This window comes from Sulfurihydrogenibium sp. (assembly GCF_028276765.1).
In the GTDB taxonomy this organism is placed as follows: Bacteria; Aquificota; Aquificia; order Aquificales; family Hydrogenothermaceae; genus Sulfurihydrogenibium.
The window spans coordinates 19,881-45,611 of sequence record NZ_JAPYVU010000008.1 but is presented as its reverse complement, the minus strand read 5'-3'; the positions used below and the strand labels follow the sequence as shown (position 1 = coordinate 45,611).

The window sequence follows — 25,731 nt, the reverse complement described above, 5'->3', positions numbered from 1 at the left end:
TGTAAAATAAAGATTAGAGTTTTGCATTTTTACCTCCTTGGTGGAATTTTTGCTATTACAATTTTAACTGCCACCAAGGAGTTTTTTTAGATGTTTTATTTATATTTGAATTTCTCACCCAAAGTATTTTAGAGAATGTAAATAGTTTAAATGGTCTGTTGTTATGGAAAAATCCTACATCATGAAGAAATTTAGCAAGTAGTCTTGGCAGGCTACGATAAAGCATTCCTTGTATGATTTGATTGTAATGAACAGGCAGTGTTAAATCTTTCCCCTCTTTTTCTAATTCTAATTTTATTCTCAAAATTCTTTCTCTCTTTTATTTTTTCTGAATAATTTTATGAGATTTTTTGATGAGTTGTCAATAGGTTTTTGAAAACTGTTTTAAAAGCAATCTCATTCCTCATAGGTAGGCTACAAACACGTACGGAGACAGAAATTATAGACAACATGGATTAATGTTTCAATTCCTCATAGGTAGGCTACAAACAACTATCATGATAACAGAAAATGAAAATTATGAGAAGTTTCAATTCCTCATAGGTAGGCTACAAACAAGAGAATATTTGCAGTGTAAACTCTAAACCTGTTATGTTTCAATTCCTCATAGGTAGGCTACAAACTCTATAACTTTTTGTTGTTGTTTTTGTTTCAACATAGTTTCAATTCCTCATAGGTAGGCTACAAACCCGCTTCGTGCTAAATTGCTTAATGGAAATGCTGTATTGTTTCAATTCCTCATAGGTAGGCTACAAACCCGTTAAATTTTAACTCAAAAATAAATTCGTAAAAATCTTATTCAATTGCCAAGTTATAAAACATTATACCAAATTTTTAAAAAATCCGCAAGTTGAAGTTTTTTGCAGCAAACCTCGATATACAGAAAATATATTATTATATTTTATCCTTTAACTTCCCATCACAAGCCAACCGCTGAAAACCACAAACTCAGAAGCTCGCTGCAAATATCAATCTTTAACTTGCCGATATCAAAAAATTTTAAAATAAAAAATTACAAATTTTCAAAAAATAAAGCATTAAAAAATTAAAAATCAAAAAGTTTAATTCAACAGATACTTACAACTGCTCTTCAAAAAATCCCTTTCAAACCATCATTACGCAAGCTTAAATCAAACATCAAAAAATAAAATCACATCGCCAATACCTTAGCTTTACTGACTTTTAAATCATCTCACCAAACTATCACATAATCAAACAAAAATAGCTAAGATATTGATAAATCAATTTTCAACGTCTCACTTCTCACGTTTCACGTTTCACGTAAACAGGCTTGCATGGGCTAACATATTCAATTGCCAAGGTACAGTTAAAAAATTAAAAAGCTAATATAAATATACAAAAAAATTTTCTACCTGTCAAGCAGAAAATGAGAGTGTTCCAAAATTCCCGTGAGTTTACCTTTCCTTGTCATCCCGAGGCTGTAAGCCGAAGGATCTTGTTTTTGATTTTTTGATTTGAAAAGAAAATTATGAGATTCTTCGCTTTGCTCAGAAGGACAGTTTGGTTTTTTTTGGAACACTCTTAGTGAATGTATGAGGATGTTCCGAAAATCCGCATTGTCATTCTGCAGCCGGCAAAGAATTTCATGTTTTTATTAAATTTTCTTGCCCGAGGTTTATATGTTAAAATAACTATTTATTACAGTAGGAGCTAAGAGTTGTTAGCCAAGAGAATTATACCTTGCCTTGATGTTGATAAAGGAAGAGTTGTAAAAGGTGTTAATTTTGTAAATCTTATTGATGCAGGAGATCCTGTGGAAATAGCATCTGTATATGATAAAGAAGGTGCAGATGAGCTTGTGTTTCTTGATATAACCGCATCATCTGAAGATAGAAATATAATTTTAGATGTTGTTAAAAAGACGGCAGAAACTGTTTTTATGCCTTTAACCGTTGGTGGCGGTGTTAGGTCATTAGAAGATATTAGAAAGCTTCTTGAAAATGGCGCAGATAAAGTTTCTATCAATACGGCAGCTGTAAAAAATCCATCTCTCGTAGAAAGTGCAGCAATTAGATTTGGCTCTTCAACTATTGTGGTGGCGATAGATGCTAAAAAAGTAGGAGAAAATAAATGGGAAGTTTACATTCATGGCGGGAGGACTCCTACAGGAATAGATGCAATAGAATGGGCTAAAGCTGTAGAGAGCCTTGGAGCTGGCGAAATACTTCTTACCTCTATGGATAAAGACGGAACAAAAAGCGGATATGATATAGAACTTACAAAAGCTGTTTCAGAGGCTGTTAAAATACCTGTTATTGCATCCGGTGGAGCTGGGAATGTGCAGCATTTTTATGAAGCATTTGAATATGGAAAGGCTGATGCATGCCTTGCTGCATCCTTATTTCATTTTAAAGAAATAGAGATTTCCGAGCTTAAAAACTTTCTAAAAAATAAAGGTATAAACGTGAGGTTGTAAAATGGAAAAGAAAGTTTTAATATACGATACAACACTGAGAGATGGAACTCAGGCTGAGGGTGTTAGTGTTTCTGTTGAAGACAAATTAAGAATAGCAGAAAAGCTTGCAGATTTCGGCGTTCATTACATAGAAGGTGGATGGCCAGGCTCTAATCCAAAAGACATGGCATTTTTTAAAGAGGCTAAAAAACTAAATCTTAAAAACACAAAACTAACAGCATTTGGTTCTACAAGAAGAGCAAGCTTAAAAGTTAAAGATGATCCACAGATTCAAGACCTGATAAAGGCAGAAACACCGGCTATTACAATTTTTGGAAAATCATGGGACCTACATGTTACTGAGGCACTTAAAACAACCTTAGAAAAAAATCTTGAAATGATTTACGATTCTATTGTTTATTTAAAAAAATACACTGACGAAGTAATATTTGATGCTGAACACTTTTTTGATGGATTTAAAGAAAATCCTGAGTATGCAATCAAAGTTTTAAAAACAGCGCAAGAAGCAGGAGCAGATTATTTAATACTTTGTGATACAAATGGTGGAAGTCTTCCAACAGATATAGAAAAAGCTTTTAAAGCTGTAAAGGATACCGGAATTACTGCAAAACTTGGAATTCATGCTCATAATGACTCAGACACAGCTGTTTGGAACTCTATCGTTGCAGTCTTAAATGGAGCTGTTCAAATTCATGGAACTATAAACGGTATTGGTGAAAGATGCGGAAATGCAAACCTTTGTTCTATAATACCAAACCTTATGTTAAAACTTGGATATGAGGCAATACCAAGAGAAAATCTTAGAAGATTAAAAGAAATTTCAAACTTTGTTTCTGATATCGTAAACATGCCTGTTCCTAAGAATATGCCATACGTAGGAGATAGTGCCTTTGCTCATAAAGGTGGCGTTCATGCCTCAGCTGTTCTTAAAAACCCAAGAAGTTATGAACATATTTTGCCGGAAGAAGTTGGAAATAGAAGAAAAGTTCTTGTTTCAGACCTGGCAGGTAAAAGCAATATTATTTATAAAGCAAGAGAAATAGGTATAGAAATAGATGAAAAAGATGAAAGATTAGTTTCTCTTGTTCAAGAAATAAAAGAGCTTGAAAATCAAGGATATCATTTTGAGGCAGCAGAAGCATCCTTAGAATTACTTATAAGAAAACATCTTGGAACGCTACCAAAGTATTTTGACCTTGACGCTTATAGAGTTTTAATAGCACGTAGATATACAGACAAAACACCTATATCCGAAGCTACTGTAAGAATAAAGATAGAAAATCATTATGAACATACAGCATCTCTTGGACATGGACCGGTTAACGCACTTGATAATGCTTTAAAAAAAGCTTTAATATCTAAGTATCCATCTTTAGCAGAGGTGGAGCTTATAGACTACAAAGTTAGAATCGTGAATGAAAGTGGAGGAACAGCAGCAAAAATAAGAGTGTTGGTCGAAAGTAGAGATAAAACCAAAAAATGGGGTACTGTTGGAGTTTCAGATAACATTATAGAAGCCTCTTGGCAGGCTGTTGTAGATAGCCTTATTTATAAATTGGTGAAGGATAACATACAACCAGCATAAAAGAGTAAAATGAGAGATTTTATTTTTCGTGATGAGATTTGTTTTAATTTTTTCATTTCTAAAGATATTAAAATGGAGGCTTAGGCAAAACATATAAGGCATTGGGCTTGTTAATTTTTGTGTAAAAGAATGGAAAACTCAAAACGACAAACAAGATGGGAGTTAGAGTGGAAAACAAAGAAAGTATACAACCTCACGATTGGTTTTTTAAGCAAGTATTCTCAAACCCAAAAAACGTTCAAGACTTTATTAGTATTTTTCTACCCGACCTGTCTCAAAAAATACAGCTAAACTCATTAGAAATAGTACCATCAGAAAAATTCTCAAATAATCAGAAAAAACATTTTCTTGATTTGCTATACAAATGTAAACTAAACGACAAAGATGCATATATAAGATTGATATTCGAACATAAATCATACGTAGACAAAAAACTACCACTTCAGCTTATGCAGTACAACGCCGTTATTTGGGAAGAAGCGTTAAAAGAAAAAGATTACTATCCACCAATCATAAACATAGTCTTTTACCATGGACGGGTAAAATGGAACTTTCCGACAACCATTCCAGAAATAGAAGATGAAGAGTTAGACAAATACATCCAAAAACTCAACTATATCCTCATAGACCTAAACGAAATAGAAGATGAAAATCTAAAAAGGCACTTAAAGAAAAATGTTGATTTAATCATGGAAATGCTTATAATGAAGCACATTCATGATAGGTTAGAAAGGATAAAAACTTTACTCAAAGATGTGAAAGTTGAATGTTCGGAAGATTGTTTTGTTATAATTCTTAATTATCTTGTATTAGTAAAAAAAGATTATGAAAAGGTCGAAGAAGTTTTAAGAGAAATAAGAGGAGGTGAAGAAAAAATGATGTTATTCACTGATAAATTGAAAATAGAAGGAAAAATAGAAAATTTAAGAGAGAATATAATAGATTTGATAGATGTAAAGTTTGGAGTGGTTGATAAATCTATAGTAGAAAAAGTTAATCAAATAGATAATATAGAAACTCTAAAGCAAATTTTAAGAATAGTCGGAAAAAGTCACAGCTTGGATGAAGTGAGAGAAAAGCTAAATAGTTTATAAATATTATAATTGAAAAGTCAGAAATAGGTCAGCAACATAAAAACGGAGGATAAATTGACAAACGATAATGTTTATATTTCTGTTATTCATTATCCGGCAAAGAATAAAGAAGGAAGATGGATATGTACATCTTTTACAACATTAGACTTTCATGATGTAGCAAGACCGGCAAGAACATATGAACTCCAAGCATATTACATAGTCCAACCATTAGAAGCACAACAGTTTATCATCAAAGAACAACTTAAATACTGGACAGAAGGATTTGGCTCTAAATTCAATCCGAAAAGGTCCATGGCCGGTAGTATGGTAAGAGTTGTTTCATCCATTACACAGATGCTTGAAGAAATAAAGAAAGAAAAAGGAAAATATCCAAAGTTAATAGCTACATCAGCAAAAAAATATCCACAAACTGTAAGTTATGGTGAGATGAGAAAAATTTTAAAAAATAAAGATGAAATATTTTTAATACTTCTTGGCACAGGTTGGGGAATGCCTGAGGAGTTAGTTTCAAGCTGCGATTATATATTAGAACCTATTTTAGGTCCGGGCGATTATAATCATCTTTCTGTAAGAAACGCCGCCGCGATAATATTAGATAGACTATTTTCAATAAATAGATGCTAAGGAGAGGTTATGTTTTATCATTTATTTTATGAACACTTTGATATTAATCTTTTTAAATACATAACATTTAGAGGTTTTTATGCATTAATTACTGCATTTTTTATTTCATTGCTTATTGGTCCTTATGTAATTAATAAATTAAAAATTTTTCAAAATAAGCAAGGTGGTTATGTAAGAGAAGATACACCAGACTGGCATCAGATGAAAAAGCACACACCAACAATGGGCGGTGTGATGATTTTGATTGTTGTGAGTTTAACATCTTTATTATGGTGTAGATTAGATAATCTATATGTATGGCTTTTAATCTTAACATTTTTATCATTTGGACTGATTGGATTTATCGATGATTATAAAAAAATAAAAGATAAAAAAGGTCTATCTTCAAAAGCCAAGTTTCTTATGCAACTTTCTGCGGCTTCTATTGTAGCTTTTATTCTTTATACTTATCCAAAATTTAATACAGTTTTATATGTTCCGTTTTTTAAAAATTTATCTATTGATTTAGGGGTGTTTTATCTATTTTGGATGATTTTTATAATCGTTGGTACATCCAACGCGGTAAATTTAACAGATGGTCTTGATGGCTTGGCAATAGGTCCTTCTTTAATATCTGTTGCAACGTTTTCAATCTTTGCATACATAACCGGTAATGCGGTATTATCAAAATATTTATTTATACCTTACATAGATGGTAGTGGAGAGATAACGGTTTTCTTAATGGCTTTGTTAGGCGGTGGTCTTGGTTTTCTGTGGTTTAATTCTTTTCCGGCTGAAATGTTTATGGGAGATGGTGGGTCATTATCAATTGGAGCAGTTTTAGGAATAGCATCTATAATTACAAAACAAGAATTAATCCTTGCAGTTGTAGGAGGTATTTTTGTAGTAGAAACTTTGTCGGTAATTGCACAGGTAGCATATTTTAGATTAACAGGCGGTAAAAGGCTGTTTAAAATGGCTCCGATTCATCATCATTTTGAACTGGCAGGACTTCCAGAGCCGAAAATAGTTGTTAGAGTGTGGATAATTTCTTTATTATTATCAATTATAGCACTTTCAACGTTAAAGATAAGATAGGTGAGATTGTGAGTAGAGACAATAATTCATGAATTTTTTCATACAATAAGGAGAGTGTTCCAAAATTTTTACAAGATTACCCTTATCCGTCATCCTGAGGACGTAAGTCCGAAGGATCTCCTTTTTTGATTTTTTGACTTGAAAAGAAAAATATGAGATTCTTCGCTTCGCTCAGAATGACAACATTGATTTTTGGAACAGTCTCTGTATAATATTTACATCTTGCATTAAAGGATACTAAAATGATTAACTTAACAATAGAAGAAGCAACGTTTACAGTAGTAGACTTAGAAACAACAGGACTAAATCCTAAAACAAGCGAGATAATAGAAATTGCCGCGATAAAGGTTGAAGGGAATGTTATCACAGAAAGATTTCATACATTAGTAAAACCATCCATTGGATTTATTCCAGAGCATATTACAAAGCTTACAGGAATCACAAACCCGTTGGTAATAGATAAACTAAAAATTGAACAGGTTTTTCCACATTTTTTAGAGTTTACTAAAAACTCAATCATCATAGCCCATAATGCCAAATTTGATATATCATTTTTAAACGAAGCATCATTTCAATTGACAGGAAAGCTTATTCAAAATCCTGTTATATGCACTTTGGTTCTTGCAAATAGATTGTTTCCGGATTTAAAAAGTAAATCACTTACTAACTTAGCTTATCATTTTAATATTCCTTACCATAGAAAGCACAGAGCTTTGGCAGATGCAGAAGTTACTTATGAGCTTTTTAAAAAGTTTGTTGACTATCTTCAAAACTATAAAGTTAATAAAGTTATTGATTTAATAAGGCTTTCTAATGGTAAAGATTTAAAACTGCCATCAAAAAGGAGAAGGTATGTTTAAGATAGGAATCATTGGCGTTGGAAATATGGGAGAAGCTATTTTAAAAGGTTTGATTGAAAAAGCAGGTATAAATGGGCCGGAAATTGTCATCACAGATATTAATCAAGTCAGAGTAAAAGATATTATAGAAAAGTATAACGTAGCCGGTGCTGATATAAGAAAGGTTGTAAATCTGTCTGAAATAATATTTCTTGCAGTAAAGCCAAAAGACATTGAAAGTACTTTGGAGCCGGTTAAGGATTTATTCAAAGAAAATCAGATATTAATATCAGTTTTAGCCGGTGTAAAGATAGAAAAGATAAAAAAGTTTGCTGAAAAGCCTTTGATAGTTAGAATCATGCCAAACACTCCTGCCTTGATTGGTGAGGGTGTGATTGGTGTTAGCTTTGAAAAAAATACAGAAAAAAAGGACTATATTCTAAGCTTGCTTAAAACTTTGGGAGAAGTTTATGAGGTCAAGGAAGAGTTGTTAGACGTAATCACAGGTTTGTCCGGAAGTGGTCCTGCTTATGTGTTTAATTTTATTGATGCTTTGGCTCAAGGCGGAGTTAAAATGGGATTATCTTATGATATGGCTTTAAAAATTGCAACTCAAACAGTTTTAGGCTCTGCCAAGTTATTAAAAGAATCCGGTCAGCATCCGGTAGTTTTAAGGGATATGGTGACTTCTCCGGCAGGAACGACTATCTATGGTTTACATGAGCTTGAAAAGAAAAATTTTAAAGATGCTGTAATGTCTGCGGTAGAATCTGCAACAAAAAGAAGCAAGGAATTGAGTTAGGGACTGCTGCTAAAATTCTAGTCTGCCTAAAACTAATATAAACTTCAATTCGTTATCCTGAGGCTACTTCTGCTTACATATCCGCTATTTCCTGAGCTATCATTTCTGCTTGTTTTATTACAGTTTCTGTTGCTAATTCTTGCATATCCGGTGGATATCCGTATTTTCTCAAGATTCTTTTTACAGCAACTCTTAGCTTGGCTTTAACGTTTTCTCTGATCGTCCAGTCTATAGTAGCATTTTTTCTTACCTCTTGGAATAAAACTGTCGCAAGCTCTTTTAATTTTTCTTTTCCCATCAATTCCAATGCACTTTTATTGTCTGCTACTGCTGTATAAAATGCGTATTCGTATTCTGTAAGTCCCATTTGCTCTGGCTCTTTACTTATTTCTCTTATTTCTCTTGCAAGATTAAGAAGTTCTTCTATTACTTGGGCTGCGGTAAGGATTTTGTTTTGATATTTTTTAATAATTTCCTCGTATAGCTCTAATAAGGATTTGCTTTTTACATAGCTTCTTTTTGTTATTATCTTTATTTGGTCGTTTATAATTCTTTTTAATAGTTCTATTGCTATATTTTTATGTTGCATATTTTTTATTTCTAACAGGAATTCTTCAGATAATATACTGATTTCTGGCTTTTTGATGCCTGCTATTTCAAATACATCTATTACTTGTTCTGATATTAAAGCTTTGTCTAATATCTGCTTTATGGTTGTTTCTATCTCGTAGTTTGCTTTTGATGTTCTATCTGTGTTTCCGCCTGTGCTTGTTAGTTTTAATATTCTTGATTTTACGGCTTGGAAAAATGCTACATGGTCCTTTATCTCTAATGCTTTTTCGTGTGGTATTGCCAGTGCAAAAGATTTTGAAAGTTCTGTTACATGTTTTATAAATCTCTTTTTGCCATCTTCTAATCCAAGTACATATTCTACTGCATCTCTTAATATATCAAGCTTTTTCCTTGTATCTGATGTTGTAAAGTATTCTTTATAATTAAATCCATGCAGCATGTTTGAGACGATTTCGTATTTATCTATCATTAAATCTACCGCTTTTTCTTGTATTATTGCCGGGTCTCCTCTTCCTCCACTTTTTGAGTAGAAAGAAAGGGCTTCTTTTAGGTCTGTTGCTATTCCGTGATAATCTACTATTAATCCGCCTGGTTTATCTTTGTATACTCTGTTAACTCTTGCTATAGCCTGCATAAGGGTATGTCCTTTCATTGGTTTGTCTATATACATTGTATGCAAGCATGGTACATCAAAGCCTGTTAACCACATATCAACTACTATTACAAGCTTTAGCTCATCTTGTGGGTCTTTCATTCTTTTTTGAAGTAGTTTTCTTTGCTCTTTTGTGGTATGGTGCTTTGCTATTTCTGATCCATCAGAAGAGCTACGGGTATAGACTACTTTTATTTTTCCTTTTGTCAGGTCGTCGCTGTGCCAATCCGGTCTTAGCTGTATGATTTTTTGATATAGCTTTGCTGCTATTGGTCTTGATAATGCCACTATCATGGCTTTTCCTTCGAAGACTTCTTGCCTTTTTTCAAAATGTTCTACTATATCTTTTGCAAGCTGATTTAGTCGGTCTTCTGCTCCAAGTATTTGTTCAAGTCTTTTTGTCTTATCGCTTTGTTCTACCAATTCTAAGCCTACTTCTTCCAATTCTTCTTCAAACTCTTTTATAAGCTGTTTTCCTTCCTCTGTTAATGATACTTTTATTAACCTGCTTTCGTAGTATATAGGAACTGTCATTTTGTCTTCTATTGATTGTGAGATGTAGTATATGTCTATATAGTCTCCAAACACTGCTGGCGTGTTTTTATCTTCTTTTTCTATTGGCGTTCCCGTAAAGGCTATAAATGTGGCGTTTGGTAATGCATCTCTTATGTATTTTGCATAACCGTAGGTGGTCTCTCCTGTCTTTTTATCTATCTTTGCTTTAAAGCCATACTGTGTCCTGTGTGCTTCATCTGCTATAACAATTATGTTTTCTCTTTCTGATAACAACTCAAAGACGTTTCCATCTTCTGGCAAGAATTTTTGAATGGTGGTAAAAATAATACCTCCTGAGTTTACTTTTAATAACCGTTTTAAATCTTCTCTACTTTCTGCTTTTTTTGGTTCTTGTCTTAAAAGATCCTTAGATTGAGAAAATGTTTCAAAAAGCTGGTCGTCTAAATCATTTCTATCTGTTAAAACTACTATGGTAGGATTGTTTAGATGTTGAATGATTTTCCCTGCGTAGTATACCATCGTTAAAGACTTTCCGCTGCCTTGTGTATGCCATATGACGCCTGCTTTTCTTGTTTTATCTAATATTGCCTTTATAGTGGTTTCGATAGCTTTATTTACTGCGTAGTATTGATGATATGCTGCTATTTTTTTATCTAATGTTATAAATATTTGTCTTGTTTTTTCATCTTCATATTTTGATTTTTGAAATACTGCAAAGTTTTTTATAAAATCTATGATTGTTTTTTTATTTAGTAATCCTTTTATGATGGTTTCCAGCTGATTAGTTTTTGATATCGTTTTTCCATCTGCTGACTTCCAAGCAAGAAATCTGTCAAATCCTGCTGTCAAACTCCCTGCTCTTGCTTCCTCTCCGTCAGAGATTATGAGTATTTCGTTATAGGTAAATAGTGATGGTATAGTTTCTTTGTAGGTTTGAAGTTGATTGTAGGCTGACATGATATTTACATCTTCTTCTGTTGGATTTTTTAGCTCCATAACTACTAACGGTAAGCCATTTATAAACAGCACTATATCAGGTATTTTAATGTTGTTTTTCTCTTTTACTGTATATTGATTTACTGCTAAAAAGTGGTTGTTTTCTGGGTTTTGAAAATCTATTATTTTTATAATTTCTGCTCTTTCTTCTCCGTCTTTTATATAGTTTACACTAACGCCTTCTATAAGCATTTTATGAAATTTTTCGTTGTTGTCTATTAGGTTTTGGCTGTGTGGATGCTTTATAGTTTTTATAGCTTCTTCTATTAAGTTTGATTGAACGTTTGGATTTATTCTTTTTAGTGCATTTCTTAAGTCTCCTTCGTGTATGACTTCTTCTATAGATTGTCTCTTTGGATTTTGGCTGTTTGGAGCTATTTCTTGTCCGTGATAGTATTCATAGCCAATTTCTTTTAGCTGGTCTATAGCTAACTGTTCTATTTCGTTTTCGTATATCATGAAAACCCTCGCATTTTATTATCTTTTCATATTGATGGAAAACTCGTTAAGGTTAGGCACGAGAATTATCCCTCCTTTTCCATGCCTTATCTATAAGGCCTTTTATATCCTCAAACCAACCCTTAACCTCATCCCATGCACCTAATTTTACAAGGTGGTCTTTGGTTATTTTTTTTGCACATGATCCGCAAATGATTTTTTTAATATCCGAGTCTTTCATTTTTTTGTATTTATCATAATTTTTAATAGCTTCCACAATATCTGCATTATCCCATTCTGAGTCTTCTATATTCAAAGTAATTCCAAGTTCTGCCTCTATGATTTCTTTCGGAACATAATTTTCTATCTCTCTCTTTTTGGTTAATTGAGCTTTTGAACCATCTTCTCTTGATTTTACGATTTCAATCGCTTTTTTATATTGCTCGTTATGATCTCTATCGTATAAATGATATTCGATTACGTTTGTATTCTTTAAAGCATGTCTATTAATCCAATCTTTTAGATTGCTTCCATTCATAGGAATAATGGCTAAAAGTCCATTATTTATACAACCCTCTAAATCTATTATTTTTCTTAGTTCTTCAATATTTTGATTTATATTTTTAAGAAATAGTTCATCAATTTTGCCTTCTACGCATAAAACCACCTTTGATATTTCAGGTAGTAATCCAAGATTTTCAATAATTTTTCCGACAATTTCCTCCGAAAAATCAAAAACCCTAGATTTTCCTTCTACTTTTTCAACATACTTTATATGTTTAGTCTCAAACAACCTTATTAAGGCTGGACTATGCGTAGTCAATATTATTTGATAATTAGCTTTCTTTGATAATTCAATTAAAGAATTTACCAATTTTATCTGTAGGTCTGGGTGTAGAGAAGTTTCTGGTTCTTCAATTGCATATATCACATGAGAATCTTCATTTCCTTCTGTTTTTTTCTCAACATCAACTAATAAAGAGCTTAGCAGTACAATTCTTCTAAAACCACTCCCCCTCTTGTTTAAAGGTATATCATCTTCAGTCTTAAACCCAAGATTCTTATAAACATCCTTCCATTTAAGATCCGAGACATTAGGGATATCTGGGTATATTGAAGTTTCAATGGTTGATATTTCTTTGAATTTATGAATTATTAAATCAGCAATCTCTTTAATTTCGTTATTCACTTTTTTAGCTATGTTTTCAAGAGCTTCTTGTATTTCCTCTTTTTTAAAAACTTGTTCAATTTTTATTTTTAATGGGTCCTGTATTTCTGCATCTTGATCTATGTTTTTTCTATCCGATTGGAAAAGGGCATATATGGGAAGATATTTATTTAATTGACTCCAAATATCTTTTAAACCTTCAGCATTAATAGGTAAATCTATAATATCATATTTAAGTTCACCATCTTTCTTTATGTAATATTCTCTAATAGATTTTCGCAACTCTGCTGCCTTTCGTTTATCAGCTACATATATTCCTTTTTCTTCTACAAATTCTTGCAATTCACTTCTCTTTTTTTTCATAATATTTTTCAAAAAATCATCATTAACAGGATGTTTGCATCTTAAAATGGTATCTGCAACCTTGCCATTCCTAAATATTTTCCAAATTTCTAACAAATTGTTCTCATTTAACAAATACTCATCTTCTAAGGAGGTAGGATTGGAGGCATCAATAATCACATATTTTGGGACATCGGAAAACTCTATAGCAATTTTAAATTCTGAAATTCCATTTTTTTCAGCGTCAATATTTAAATCTTTTGATTCTGTTTTAACATTCCCTTTCCCATCATAGATAAAAATATCTATTGCTTCCAAGATTGAAGATTTACCTTGGTCATTTTTTCCTATAAAAACATTAAAATTATCGAATAAAATTTCATGTTTACCATAAAACCCTCTGAAGTTTTCTAAAATTAATTTTGATATCTTCATATTATTTTCACCTCCCCGCTCATTAATTTTGGTAGTAGTGCATCTCTTAGTTTTTCAAGGGTTTGGATTTGAGCTTTATTGTGTAATATCTTTTTATAGATAGGGTCAAAAAATTTATCGTATTCTTTAATTTTTTCTTTTGGTGGAAATGCAAAGGATAAATAATCAATGCTACTGCTTGCATGTAAAATTGTTGTGCCTTCTGCGTGCATGTTTATTTCATCTTGGACTTCTTCGCTAATAAATATCTGGTGCTTTAACCAAAGCTTATTATAAATTTCATATTTTGAATAGATTTTCCTAATTCCTGATGAATAACAACCAACTAAACCAAATGAAACCCTGCCAACTGTACCGTCAAAAGAAACTAAAAGGTCGTCAAATTTACAAATACTATCTCCCGCTAAATCCTTCTTAATATAAACATCAGCTTTATTGTCTAACATATCACCAACTCTTATAAATCTAATAGCATCAACGCTTGGAGTTTCTAAATAATTTCTGCTTCCTGGTTCTATGCCTTTTTCAAAAACATAAATATCTTTCAGCTTTTTTTCTTCCCATCCATCAGGCAATCCATCTTTTGTTGGCTCAATAAACCACTGCCTGAATAAAGTCATTGCCATTTCTTCAAGTGTTTTATTTTGACGATGTAATAGCTCTATTTTATCGTCTATGCTTGAAAGAACATCAGCTATAGCCTTTTGCTCTTGGAGAGGGGGGAGGGGGAAAGTCAACTTTTTTAATGTGCTTTTTGATAGTTCCCCAAAAGTAGTTCCTGATGCTTGCGACTTTAAATATTCAACATTATTTTTTAAAAGATAGTATAAAAATTCCGAAATAACATTTTCTTTAGGTATTAAACTTTGAAAGCCTTGATTTGTAGAAAGTTCATTTTTTGCAATAGCAAGATATCCTACAGGTGCTCTACTGCTTAATAAAACAGTTCCTTTTGGTAATAATTTTGCATTTGAATTTTCTAACCCTTCTCTCGAAATGTTCCTTTCTCCCCTCTCTATATAACGAAATTTGAAATTAGATAAATCTTTTGGAGTAATCCAAGCTATATCTCCATTCCAAAATTCTAGTTTATCTGTTCTCGGTGTTCCTCCACTCACAACTTCTGCAAATTCCTCTACTTTCATACACTTCCAACCTTCAGGAATATCTTCCATATACTCTATCTCTTCCAAAAACTCTTTACCTTTAACCCTCCAAATCCAACCTTGCCAAATTCTCTAAGATAAGTTTATTCAATCTCTCCTCTTCCTTTATTTGCTCTTAAAACTCAGCCTTTAACTTATTAAACCTTTCTACAAAGTCAAAATCATCATCTTCATCAGGAAGCCCAACATACCTGCCAGGGGTTAAAACATAATCTAAATTCCTTACCTCATCCAAACTTGCAGATTTGCAAAAACCTGCTATATCTTGATAATTTCCGTCGCTACCTTTTTGCCACTGATGATAAGTATCTGCAATCTTTCGTATATCCTCAGGTCTTAAAACTCTTAGTCTTCTTTTTATTAGCTCTCCCATATCCCTTGCATCTATAAAAAGAATTTCTCCTTTCCTTTTTTTGTTTTTATTTATAAACCACAAACAGGCAGGAATACCTGTATTTAAAAACAGCTTAGGGGGTAAATTTACTATACACTCTATCAAATCAGCCTCTATTAAGTTTTTTCTTATCTCATACTCTTCTTTTTGTTTAGATGTTAAAGAACCTTTAGCAAGAACAAACCCAGCTTTTCCTTTATTGCTTAAATGATAAATAAAATGCTGTATCCAAGCATAGTTTGCATTTCCTGCCGGTGGTATTCCATACTGCCATCTTGGGTCATTCTCTAAATGTTCTCTTCCCCATTCTTTTTGATTAAACGGCGGGTTTGCCAATATGAAATCTGCCTTTAAGTCTTTGTGTGCATCGTTTAAAAGTGAGCCTTCACTGTTCCATTTTACCTGTGAGCTGTCTATATGCCTGATTGCTAAATTCATTTTGCAAAGCTTCCAAGTGGTTTGGTTACTCTCTTGTCCGTATATAGAAATGTCATCAATTCTTCCCTGATGTGCTAATACAAACTTTTCAGATTGAACAAACATCCCGCCAGAGCCACAGCAAGGGTCGAATACTCTTCCTTTGAACGGCTGTATCATTTCTACCAACAGCTCTACAACGCTTTTTGGAGTGTAGAATTGCCCGCCTTTCTTTCCTTCAGCTAATGCAAACTGTCCTAAAAAGTATTCAAAGACATAACCTAACACATCAGAGCTTTTTTCTTTTGCAGCTTCTAACTCAATGTTATCAAATAGGTCTATAAGCCCGCCAAGAGATAATGGGTCTATGTTTCCTTTCGAATAAACCTTTGGTAAAACACCTTTTAATTGTGGGTTTTCTCTTTCTATTTCATCCATTGCTTCGTCAAGGTATTTTCCTATCTCCGGACTTTTTGCATGTTTTTTAATCTCACTCCATCTTGCCTTTTCTGGAATATAAAAAACATTTTTTGCTAAATATTCGTCTTTATCCTCCGGGTCGGCGTAAGGGTCTTTTTTGAGTTCTTCATAAAGTTCTTCAAAGGCATCTGAAATGTACTTTAAAAAGATCAAGCCTAATACAACATGTTTATATTCTGCTGCGTCAATATTTTTTCTAAGAGTGTCTGCTGCTTTCCAAAGCTTAGCCTCTAACGGCTCATTATTTTTTACTTTTGTTTTCTTTGCCATGATGCTCTCCTATTTTTATTAAAAAATTTTACTATAAAACCTTCCTAACTATTTCATTAATAACCATTATTCCCTTTGGAAGTAGATAAAACCTTCTATCTTTTATATCTCCATAGCCTTCATCCACTAACTCTTTTAGAAAATCTTTATTCTTAATCAAATCTACATCTATACCCTCTTTAAGCCTTAAGCCTAAGAAGATTTTTTCTTCAAGCTTTTTCTTTTCATCTAAAACCTCACTAAACTTGACAGGTTTGATGCCTTTTTCAACATTCTCTAAATACTCGTTTATATTCTTAGTATTTCCAAACCTTTTATTGTCTACATAAGACCAAGCAGAAACGCCAATGCCGAGAAAGTTTACATCTGTCCAATAAAAAAGATTGTGTTTACATTCATAGCCTTTTTTTGCCCAATTTGAAAGTTCATATCTTTCAAAACCTTTGTTATGTAAAGCTTGGTCTATCATTAAAAACATTTGATATACTAAATCTTCGTCAGGTAGATGATAAAGTCCTTTTTCTACAAGTGTTCCAAGGGGTGTGTCTTCGTAGGCAGTTAGCATATAAGCTGATATGTGAGTTATAGGTAGTGATGTGTATATTTCTAAATCTTTTTCAAGGTCTTGTAAAGTTTGATTTTGAATTCCATAAATCAAATCAAGGTTTATGTTAGATATTCCGGCTTTAAGGCAGTTTTCTATGGTTTTATAGCTATCTTCCGGTTTGTGGTCTCTTCCAAGCATTGCAAGATTTTTTTCTAAAAATGATTGATTGCCAATGCTTATTCTGTTTACTCCTGCATCTTTTATGATTTTAAACTCTTGATATTCATAGGTTTTTGGATTTATTTCAACTGTTATTTCAAGATTTTTTTGATGCTTTACGTTGTTTTTTATAAACTCTATTATTTCAGCGATCTTTTCAGGTTTTAGCGTTGATGGTGTCCCACCTCCAAAGTAGATGGTTTGAATATCAAAATCACTATCTAAGTACATCAAAAGCTCTTTTTTTAAAGCTTCTACGTACCTATCTTTCAATTTATCTTCTTGCCAAACAAAAGATGTAAAATCACAGTATGGACATTTTATATTGCAAAATGGTATGTGTATATAAATTCCTTTTATCATGCTAAGACTAACTCTAAAAATACGTCAGGCGAGAAATTCAATAAAAGCAGGAGATTCTTCGCTTCGCTCAGAATGACAAATAAGATTATCTTTTCTCTAATATTTATCATTTAACCTTCCTGAAGACGTAAGTCCGAAGGATCTCCTTTTTAAATTCTATAAAAATCATTAATTTCTCATCCATAGGTATCATGCTAAGATTAATTCTAAAAATTTTTCTGTTGCTAGTTTATCAAGATGCTCGTTTGCGTTTCCACACTTTGGAGACAAGATACAAGACGGACAGCCGTTTAAACATTTACAGTTTTTAATGTTTTTGTAAGTTGCTTTTAAAATATCTTCCAATCTTTCAAAACCTGCTTCTGCGTAGCCTATCCCGCCTTCGTAGCCATCATAAATAAATATACTTGCTTTTTCTGTCTGTGGATGGTAGTTTGTAGACAATCCGCCAATATCCCATCTGTCATTCATGGCAAAGATGGAATAAATGCCAATCATTCCATGCTCGGCTCCATGTAAAGCACCTATGAAAATATTTTTCTCGTTCAATAATCTTTCAGCTTCTGCCATCAAAATCTCAATCTCTGTTTTAGATAGATTTTTTAAATAATTTTTTATGAAATTAGCATCATTCTCTTTTAAAATTTCTCCAAGTTTTTTGTATGGAGTTTTACTGTTTGAAACTATGTTTAAAACCATCTCATAGACCGGTTTTTCAAGCTTTCTTTCAAGCAACGATAAAACTATTTTCTGACTGTTTTCTAATGTGTGCTTTTTTATCAAACTTTCATAATAATCCGGAATGGTAAACCATACTGCTTTTGTTGCAAAATTTCTTTCTAAAATTTTTTCATCATCGAACATAACATCGTTGATTCTTTTATTAGATTCTATTTCTATTTTTGAGTATCCTATTATCATAGACCTAACGTTAACGCTTCCATAAAAGATCTCTATATCTTTAAATTTTCTTGATTTTTCAATGTTTTGTATCTCTGTCTCTGAAGCCAATACTGGTTGGGTAAAGTAATTTAAATCCGCTTCTTCAACATACACCACCTTATCATCATTATCTACATTGATAACTTTATAAGTTCTTCCAGAGTGAATATAGACTGCGTTTGGAAAAGCTTCATAAAATACATACTCTTGATTAAGATTTCCGATAGAACGATTGGTCTGTATGTCTACTATTTCATAACTATCCCCTGCCGACCTGATGCTAAAGGAGATTTTTTTCCTTGATTTGATTTTATCCTTATCAATGTAAAGAATTTTTTCTTCTAAAAGCTCTTTTACCGCTTCTTTTTCTGATGGCTTTATGTCTTTGATATGAATAGGAAGTTCTTTAGCTGATAATATTAGATGTTTTTTAAGAATGTATTTATTTTCCGGATTGATGATTGGCTCCTCTACGTTTCTGTTAAAAATGTCTTCCGGGTTTTTAAGATAATACTGGTCTAAGGCATTTTGTTTTGTGATTAGGTAGTTGTATGCTGTTTGTCCTCTTCTGCCGGCTCTTCCAAAACGTTGCCACATAGCAGCCAGCGTCCCAGGAAAACCTTTTAAAACGACGCACTGAATCTCTCCAATATCTATTCCCATTTCTAACGCACTTGTAGAAAGTACGACCGTTATATCTCCATTAGCCAAACCTTTTTCTATTTCTCTCCTTTCTTCCTGTCTGTATCCAGACCTGTAAGGTTTTACCTTGCCTATAAGATGGAAAAGCTTTCTTTTTTCAAGCTCTTTTTTTATGTTTAGATAAATAACTTCTATATCTTTTCTGCTGTCTATAAAAACTATCGTTGATGTCCCTGTTTTTAGATATTCTATTATAAGCTCCATAAGTTGATGATTAGAAGCCGGCTCTGTAATGTATATTAATTTTTTTGGAGATGGTGCTCCGGATTTTGATATTTCTATAAAATTTTTCTTTCCTGTAAGCTTTTCTGCAAAAAGGCTTGGGTTTCTAATGGTTGCAGAGTTGCAGATGTATAAAGGCTCTTTCCCTGTGTAAAAGTTAGCTAATCTGTTTAATCTTCTAAAAATATTTGCAACATGAGACCCAAGCACTCCTCTGTAGGCGTGAATTTCGTCAACAACGACAAACTCTAAATTTGTAAAAAATTTATCCCAGCTCCAATGATTTGGCAAAATTCCCTTATTTAACATATCCGGGGTTGTGATTAAAAAGTTTGGCGGATTTGACCTAATTCTTGCTCTTTCAGTATTTGAAGTGTCTCCGTAGTATGTTTCAACGGTTGCTTTGATTTTTGTCTTTTTTATAAGGTTTTCTATTTTTTCTTTTTGGTCTCTTGCGAGGGCAACAAGGGGAAAAATTAAAATGGCTGTTGTGTCCGGGTTTTGGTCTATTTTTTCTAAGATAGATAAAGTATAGATTAAAGACTTTCCTGAAGCTGTAGGTGTAATAACGATTATGTCATTTCCTTTGAGTATCTGCTCTATTGCATCGGCTTGATGGCTGTAAAGTTTTATACTGTTTTCTTTTATAAAGTTGTTAATTTTTTGAGATTTAAATTCAAATTCTTTGTATTCTGGTTTTGTAGCCGGTATTAATTTCTCATAGACTATTTTCATTTTTCTACTGTCTCATGGTTTTATTGCTCAGTTTGAAAGAAATATTATAACAAAGGGTTTGGATTAGAAATTAGAAAGTTTTTAATTTTGATTGAAGTTAAGGCTCTTTTTATGTCTCTTTAAAGAAAAATAAAAATGAGATCATTTACTTCGCTGTTGAATGACGAGGAAAATAAAAATCTGTCATTTCTGAAGCTGTGCAAAGAATCTCCCACTTTTCCCCAATTTCTCACCCGAGGCTGTTCCAAAAATCAAAATTGTCATTCTGCAGCCGGCGAAGAATCTCATAATTTTCTTTTCAAATCAAAAAATCAAAAACGAGATCTTTCGACATTACGGCCTCGGGATGACAAGGAAAGGTAAACTTACGGGAATTTTGGAACACTATTATTTCTCACCCTAATGTATTTTATTGTAAAATTATTTTGATGGATTTAAATTAAAATTACAGTTAACATAAGGGGTGTTGACTTATGGCATATGGAATACCACTTGAAGTATATCAAATGTTTGAAAAAGTGCTTGGAAAAGAAGATGCTAAAAAAGCCGTTGAAATACTCCAAAAATCTATTAATGAATCCTTAGAGTCTTTTGAAGAAAAATTAAAAATCTCTATTTCAGAAGACCTTAAAAAAGAACTTGCTTCTAAGTACGATATTGAGTTGCTAAGACAAGAAATGAAAACAATGGAAGTTGAATTTAAGAAAGAGATTGATGTTGTTAGGAAAGAAATTGAAATAACAAGACTGGAATTCAAGAAAGACTTAAGAATTGCGGTTATCATTTTGATTGCAATTATAGTAATTTTGAATCAAAACTCTTTAGAACTTTTAGCTAATTTTAAAAATTGATGAAAAAAGAGATTCTTCGCTGACGCTCAGAATGACAGTTTGGATTTTTGAAACAGTCTTACGAATACAAGAGAAATAAACTAAAAAGCACATTAGCAAAACTAAGAAAAAACTTAAAAACATTACAAAAACACGTCTCACTTCTCACGTCTCACGTTCAGAAAGTGGAAAGAGTAAGACAGCTACCCAACAACCTGTCAGACAACGGAAGCAGCAGATGAGACGTTTGCCTGCAATCAGACATAAAAGTTGGCAAGTTCTTTCCATAGCCTTAGCTTTCTGCTTGAAACGTGTTATAATTTCAAAGGATTGGATAGTAGTGGCTAATAGGACACTTCCAAAATACCGCCTGTTGGGGGACGGAAGTGTCTGAAATGGCGGAATACAAATACCCCAACCCAAGCTGTGCGAATTTTGTACAGTTTGGCTGACCAGGTTAAGAATGAACAAAAAAGATTTATTATCAAAATTAGCACAAATGTATGAAGAGCATAGAGAAGGAACCAGACCAATAATATTTCCATCAGACATTCAAAGACAAGATGTAGAAGCTCTATCAAAAGAGATACTGTCTATTTTCGATAGCTACAGCATCAATATAGACAAAAGAGAGTTAGAAAAGCTTTCGAAAGAAATGGCAGAAGGCTATTTGTTTGAGCTTGAAGTGGATAAGCTTATAAATAAAACATTTGAAGAGATAAAAAAGAAAGAAAGTTTAGATAAAAATATAACATTGGATAAGTTTATTGAAGATAAAGAAAGGTTAAAGATTTTTGGAGAATACCTAAATAAAACTAAAAAAAAGGTGGGAAAAAATCTTAGAAAAAGAACCTAAAAACTTTGAAAAATTTGGAACTTTCATCCTATTCCAAGCATTGCAATCATTAAGCCTAATGAGAGAGCATATTAAATTCCTAAAAGACCCATCAAAAGTAGAAGAAGAAGCAATAGGTTTAATAAAAAGCAAAAAAGCTTTCATGGAATTTATTCTCTCTATAGTTAAAATGAAAAAAGAAAAAAACCAACTACAAAATATTCAAAAATTTATCCAAGCAGAGAAAGACTTTGTAGGGTTTGTAATATCAACCTTAAAAGAAATAGACTCAAAAATAGAAATAGAAGAAGATGAGTTTGACAAAATAAAACAATATACAGACATACTTAAATACAATCTAATCATAGTATTTAAAAACACAAAATATTTTTCACCGGAAACAATAGAAAGCATAGAGATACTAAAACAGGACCTAATCAAAGATGTAGTAGAATTGGATATTCATAAAACATTAGAAGATGCGATAGGACATGCTATGAGATTAAAAGTAGCAATCAGAAACGATATAGAACTCTTAAATCAAGAAATAGAAAAGAAACGAAAATTTCTGAACAATGTCAACAAAAACACAGAAGAAAAAGAAAGTTTAACGGTTCATGATATAAGTCTGCAAGAGATTTCAGAAAAGTTAAAAGAAGCATCGAAAGAAGGAGATGATAAAATAGACACAATATATAGACCGATAGAAATAGTAAACCTATACAAAATAACACACAAGGATGAAAAACTAAAAGATTTGAATAAATATATAACATATCACTGGATATATAAAGTAAAAGCACTTAAAACCGTAAGAAGGAGACTGCTTGAAATACTTTTTAAGCTTGTAGAAAAAGAAAATATGGAATTAGAAAAAAGGCGTGGAAAGAAATAAGAAAAATTAAAAAATATACATCTGGGATGAGAAATTTAGTAAAAGAAAGAAGATTCCTTTATCATCCCACAACTTTTACCTTACTTCCTCACCTTTTATTACCTGAAATCAACCAAGCCAATCCTTTAAATATCTGATACATGAAACCAACAATTGGGTTCATTGCAATTAACATAAACTCGTACTTTGTGTCTGTTTGAAATGGGTTTTGTTGTTGTGGTTGCTGATAGTATTGTTGATAGTATTGTTGCTGTGGCTGGGAAGTTGCCTGATTATTTCTTACTTCCTTATCTTCCTTAATGTTAAGCTCTCTTCTTATCTCTTCTTTTTCTGCTTCCACGTCTTGAAGAATTATCTTTCTCATGACGACATACCTCCATTTAAGTATTAAAATATTAAAATCAATTGATAACTTTTAAATAAGCCCCCCATTTTCTCATTTCTTCAAAGGCAATCATCTTAAATGGCTCAAGCTCAGGAGGAGTATGTTTATTAGCATATTCAATGTATTTCTCTATAATGAGACTTTCAGGTATTCCAAGCCTTCTTGAAGGAATTGCCCATGCTTCATATGAAGGATAATATAAACCATCTTGGAAGAAATAATGTAAGTAATGTGGATACTTAGACATCTTATGGTGGTCTTTAACATATCTATCTATCAATGGATGTCCGTTTTCGTTGTAGATATAGAAGGAACTTAAATATCTGGCCATCTCCAAATCATAAAAACGTTCGTGAATTTTTGTTTTATCTTCCATATGTCTTTTTCTTAAGTACATTACATACTCCCTTGCTAAAGGATAATATTTATCGTATTCTTCTTGAGAGATTTTAAGTCTTTTGAGTATCTCTCCTTTCTTCGCAAAAAGACGGTCTATAGCTTCTGCATGCTCTCCCAAGTCTTCTAATATCTCAATGTTATCCCTGTTCCAAAAGATTTTGTAATGCACTACCGACTTTGATTCAAGAGATGCAGGCGTGTTTATATTTTCTTTAAACCACTTATTATGTCTGTATGAGAGTATGATGTTAATGTTGGCTATGAATGTCAAAAGTTCTATCTTTCTTTTAGACCCTACCGGATCATTTGGACCGTCTTCAAACTTCAACGGAACTATCTGTGCCTTTATTGGATAAACAAAGCCGTCATCAAACTCTCCACTTTCGCTAAAGAATAGGTAATACAGTGGATTTTCATCAAACGTTCCACAAAATAAGTACGGGTGTTTTGTAATCATCATCTTATCATTCCTCCCTTATTTAACTTCTCCTTATTATTTATATTACACCAAAATTTGAACTTATCTGAAATCACTCTTACTCAATTATACACTCTCTCTCTAAGCTTCTTAACAAACACTCTAACTCCATACTTTTCAGCCAACGGATACAGCTCTTTTGTAAGTCTTACTGCTTTATCTTTATCTCCTACTATTTTAATGGCAATTTTTTCTAAGTCTTGGTAGCTTAGTTTTCTAAATGGCACTACTTTAGTTATTCTTGCTACAAATTCAGCAGGGAATTTAAATGGCATGCCGTATTGGTCTGTGTATATATAGTCAGTAGGTAGTGGCTGTATTTTGCCTGTCAAGACATCTAATATTAGCATCTCTTTCTCTATCTCATCTTTATCAGAAGACATAATGGCAGATATGGTCTCTTGATATAGGTTAGAGGTAAAGATGAATATAGAGTTTTTAGCAGGAACTCTCATTCCTGTAGTTACTTCTTGCACGTATCCTTCATCTATAAGCGTCATAAAGATTCTGTAAAGAGACGGATGAGCTTTTTCTATCTCGTCAAACAGTATTACAGCCCTTGGATTTTCAAGAAGCTTTCTTGGAAGCAATCCACCTTCTTCAGAGCCAATATATCCCTTTGGAGCACCAAGAAGCGTTGAAGCAGTATGAGCTTCTGTAAAGTTATTCATATCAAATCTATAGAATGCATATCCGTAAGGCTTTAAATACTCAGCCAACGCCTTTGCAGTTTCAGTTTTACCTACACCTGTTTGTCCTACAAATAGATATGAGCCAAAGTTTTGATTTCCTGCTTTTGCTTGCTGATAAATCCCGTCTGTTAGCATCTTAATAGCATCATCTTGACCTACGATTTTCTCTTTTAAGTATTTTTCTAAGTCATCTACATCTAATTCTAAACGTTGGACGTTGGACGTTGAACGTTGAACGGGAGATGGTGTGTTTGTTGGTTGATTTAATGAAATTCCTTCTTTTATTCTTCTTTCCCTTGCCTTTTGTAAGATAGCGTTAGATTCTTCAGGTGTTAAAAGGTATTTTCTGTCTCCTGTTTGGTTGAAAAGTTGCAACTTCTCTAATGCTCTTTCGTATGTGCTGTTGCTACGTCTGAATATTCTTAGAATTCTAAGAGAGATGTATAGGAAGATGAAAGGCAGAAGAGCACCGATTAAGAGTAGATAACCGTCATCATTTGAGTCTGAAGATTTATGTCCGAAGTAAATGCCTGTTAAAACAATAAAAATTTCTAATATCCTTAATATTCTTTTGTATGTTTTATCTTTACGAATGCGTTTGAATATTATAAAAGCTGTAAGAAACATGGTTAGGAAGAGAAGGAATAGGAAAGTGCCGATTATGACTGAATGGCTAACGTTTAAACCCAATGCTTCATATCCATACTGAACGCCTAATAAAGCAAAAGCAACTCCAGGCATTGACAAAAGAAAAAGTGATTCACCAATCACGATTAAAATAGGAATGCTAAGGATGAATAAAATAGCTTTAGCACGTGCTCTATTAGCTGCTTCTTCGTCATAGTAGTACATGTCTATTTCCCTCCTTTAACGTTGAACGCTTTAACGTCTCACGTCTCACGTTTCACGTCTCACGTATTAAATCCACAACGCTTAAAAGTAATTTCTCTACCTTGTTTAATCTCTTTAACGCTCTATATACAGCAACGTACTCCTGATATATCGTTTAACTTTATTATCTCTTCTTTATTCACTCATTCACTTTAATAAATCTGACTCAAGTTTACATCACGTCGGGTGAGAAATCTAATAAAAGTAGGAATTCTTCGCCGGCTGCAGAATGACAAATAAGGTAATTGTTAACATGCTTTTACTTTCTCTGTCATCGTCGTATATTAA

19 protein-coding genes, 2 pseudogenes and 1 CRISPR repeat array are annotated in these 25,731 nt (G+C 32.6%); of the genes and pseudogenes, 11 read left to right on the top strand and 10 right to left on the bottom strand.

Annotation, left to right across the window (positions count from 1 at the left end; all coding sequences use genetic code 11):
* Positions 1–55 precede the first annotated feature (55 nt).
* A complete protein-coding gene (locus Q0929_RS02430) occupies positions 56–304 on the bottom strand; it encodes a hypothetical protein (protein ID WP_299237999.1) in 249 nt (82 codons plus the stop codon).
* An 88-nt stretch (positions 305–392) separates the two neighbouring features.
* Positions 393–757: a CRISPR direct-repeat array (repeat unit 30 nt; unit sequence GTTTCAATTCCTCATAGGTAGGCTACAAAC).
* Between the two features lie 921 nt (positions 758–1,678).
* Between Q0929_RS02430 and hisF the strand changes: the two genes are divergently transcribed.
* The 7 genes from hisF (at position 1,679) to proC (ending at position 8,461) form a co-directional block, all read left to right on the top strand.
* Positions 1,679–2,437 carry an imidazole glycerol phosphate synthase subunit HisF gene (gene hisF, locus Q0929_RS02425; protein WP_299237998.1) on the top strand — a complete coding sequence of 253 codons (759 nt, stop codon included), beginning with the start codon at positions 1,679–1,681 and terminating at the stop codon, positions 2,435–2,437.
* A 1-nt stretch (position 2,438) separates the two neighbouring features.
* Complete coding sequence (cimA, locus tag Q0929_RS02420; RefSeq protein WP_299237997.1) at positions 2,439–4,022, top strand: citramalate synthase; 1,584 nt, start codon at positions 2,439–2,441, stop codon at positions 4,020–4,022.
* A 167-nt stretch (positions 4,023–4,189) separates the two neighbouring features.
* Positions 4,190–5,116, top strand: a complete 927-nt coding sequence (locus tag Q0929_RS02415; protein WP_299237996.1) for an Rpn family recombination-promoting nuclease/putative transposase — start codon at positions 4,190–4,192, stop codon at positions 5,114–5,116.
* A gap of 54 nt (positions 5,117–5,170) precedes the next feature.
* On the top strand, positions 5,171–5,743 hold the full coding sequence (locus Q0929_RS02410) for an RNA methyltransferase (protein WP_299225763.1): 573 nt from the start codon (positions 5,171–5,173) through the stop codon (positions 5,741–5,743).
* Between the two features lie 9 nt (positions 5,744–5,752).
* On the top strand, positions 5,753–6,820 hold the full coding sequence (gene mraY / locus Q0929_RS02405; protein WP_299237995.1) for a phospho-N-acetylmuramoyl-pentapeptide-transferase: 1,068 nt from the start codon (positions 5,753–5,755) through the stop codon (positions 6,818–6,820).
* A 242-nt stretch (positions 6,821–7,062) separates the two neighbouring features.
* The gene (locus tag Q0929_RS02400; RefSeq protein WP_299237993.1) at positions 7,063–7,680 is read left to right on the top strand and encodes a 3'-5' exonuclease; all 618 of its coding nucleotides are present in this window, start codon (positions 7,063–7,065) and stop codon (positions 7,678–7,680) included.
* Positions 7,673–8,461: a pyrroline-5-carboxylate reductase gene (gene proC / locus Q0929_RS02395; RefSeq protein WP_299237992.1), complete on the top strand. Its 789-nt coding sequence runs from the start codon at positions 7,673–7,675 to the stop codon at positions 8,459–8,461. Before Q0929_RS02400 ends, proC begins: the two co-directional genes overlap by 8 nt.
* 73 nt (positions 8,462–8,534) lie before the next feature.
* Here the strand turns inward: proC and Q0929_RS02390 are convergent, their stop codons facing one another.
* From Q0929_RS02390 to Q0929_RS02365, 6 genes and pseudogenes are all read right to left on the bottom strand, one after another.
* The gene (locus Q0929_RS02390) at positions 8,535–11,657 is read right to left on the bottom strand and encodes a type I restriction endonuclease subunit R (protein ID WP_299237991.1); all 3,123 of its coding nucleotides are present in this window, start codon (positions 11,655–11,657) and stop codon (positions 8,535–8,537) included.
* Between the two features lie 52 nt (positions 11,658–11,709).
* Positions 11,710–13,581: an ATP-binding protein gene (locus Q0929_RS02385; protein ID WP_299237990.1), complete on the bottom strand. Its 1,872-nt coding sequence runs from the start codon at positions 13,579–13,581 to the stop codon at positions 11,710–11,712.
* Positions 13,578–14,774: a restriction endonuclease subunit S gene (locus tag Q0929_RS02380; protein ID WP_299237989.1), complete on the bottom strand. Its 1,197-nt coding sequence runs from the start codon at positions 14,772–14,774 to the stop codon at positions 13,578–13,580. The genes Q0929_RS02385 and Q0929_RS02380 overlap by 4 nt, the downstream gene beginning before the upstream one ends.
* Positions 14,775–14,787: 13 nt before the next feature.
* Positions 14,788–16,308, bottom strand: a pseudogene (locus tag Q0929_RS02375) (class I SAM-dependent DNA methyltransferase).
* A gap of 31 nt (positions 16,309–16,339) precedes the next feature.
* The gene (gene hemW, locus Q0929_RS02370; protein WP_299237987.1) at positions 16,340–17,437 is read right to left on the bottom strand and encodes a radical SAM family heme chaperone HemW; all 1,098 of its coding nucleotides are present in this window, start codon (positions 17,435–17,437) and stop codon (positions 16,340–16,342) included.
* Positions 17,438–17,626: 189 nt separating this feature from the next.
* Positions 17,627–20,038, bottom strand: coding sequence for a DEAD/DEAH box helicase (locus Q0929_RS02365; protein WP_299237986.1), 2,412 nt, complete (start codon positions 20,036–20,038; stop codon positions 17,627–17,629).
* Positions 20,039–20,511: 473 nt separating this feature from the next.
* Here Q0929_RS02365 and Q0929_RS02360 point away from each other — a divergent pair, with 473 nt between their 5' ends.
* From Q0929_RS02360 to Q0929_RS02345, 4 genes and pseudogenes are all read left to right on the top strand, one after another.
* On the top strand, positions 20,512–20,889 hold the full coding sequence (locus tag Q0929_RS02360; RefSeq protein ID WP_299237985.1) for a hypothetical protein: 378 nt from the start codon (positions 20,512–20,514) through the stop codon (positions 20,887–20,889).
* 50 nt (positions 20,890–20,939) lie between these two features.
* A pseudogene (locus Q0929_RS02355) lies at positions 20,940–21,320 on the top strand (IS200/IS605 family accessory protein TnpB-related protein); the annotation flags it as partial.
* Between the two features lie 11 nt (positions 21,321–21,331).
* A complete protein-coding gene (locus Q0929_RS02350; RefSeq protein ID WP_299237984.1) occupies positions 21,332–21,724 on the top strand; it encodes a hypothetical protein in 393 nt (130 codons plus the stop codon).
* Positions 21,725–21,782: 58 nt separating this feature from the next.
* Positions 21,783–22,598, top strand: a complete 816-nt coding sequence (locus Q0929_RS02345) for a hypothetical protein (RefSeq protein WP_299237983.1) — start codon at positions 21,783–21,785, stop codon at positions 22,596–22,598.
* Between the two features lie 88 nt (positions 22,599–22,686).
* Here Q0929_RS02345 and Q0929_RS02340 read toward each other — a convergent pair whose 3' ends face one another.
* The 3 genes from Q0929_RS02340 to Q0929_RS02330 all read right to left on the bottom strand — a co-directional run bounded on the left by Q0929_RS02340 (position 22,687) and on the right by Q0929_RS02330 (position 25,404).
* Positions 22,687–22,962: a hypothetical protein gene (locus Q0929_RS02340; RefSeq protein WP_299237982.1), complete on the bottom strand. Its 276-nt coding sequence runs from the start codon at positions 22,960–22,962 to the stop codon at positions 22,687–22,689.
* A gap of 37 nt (positions 22,963–22,999) precedes the next feature.
* A complete protein-coding gene (locus Q0929_RS02335; RefSeq protein ID WP_299237981.1) occupies positions 23,000–23,842 on the bottom strand; it encodes a hypothetical protein in 843 nt (280 codons plus the stop codon).
* An 80-nt stretch (positions 23,843–23,922) separates the two neighbouring features.
* Positions 23,923–25,404: an AAA family ATPase gene (locus Q0929_RS02330; protein ID WP_299237980.1), complete on the bottom strand. Its 1,482-nt coding sequence runs from the start codon at positions 25,402–25,404 to the stop codon at positions 23,923–23,925.
* Positions 25,405–25,731: the final 327 nt, after the last annotated feature.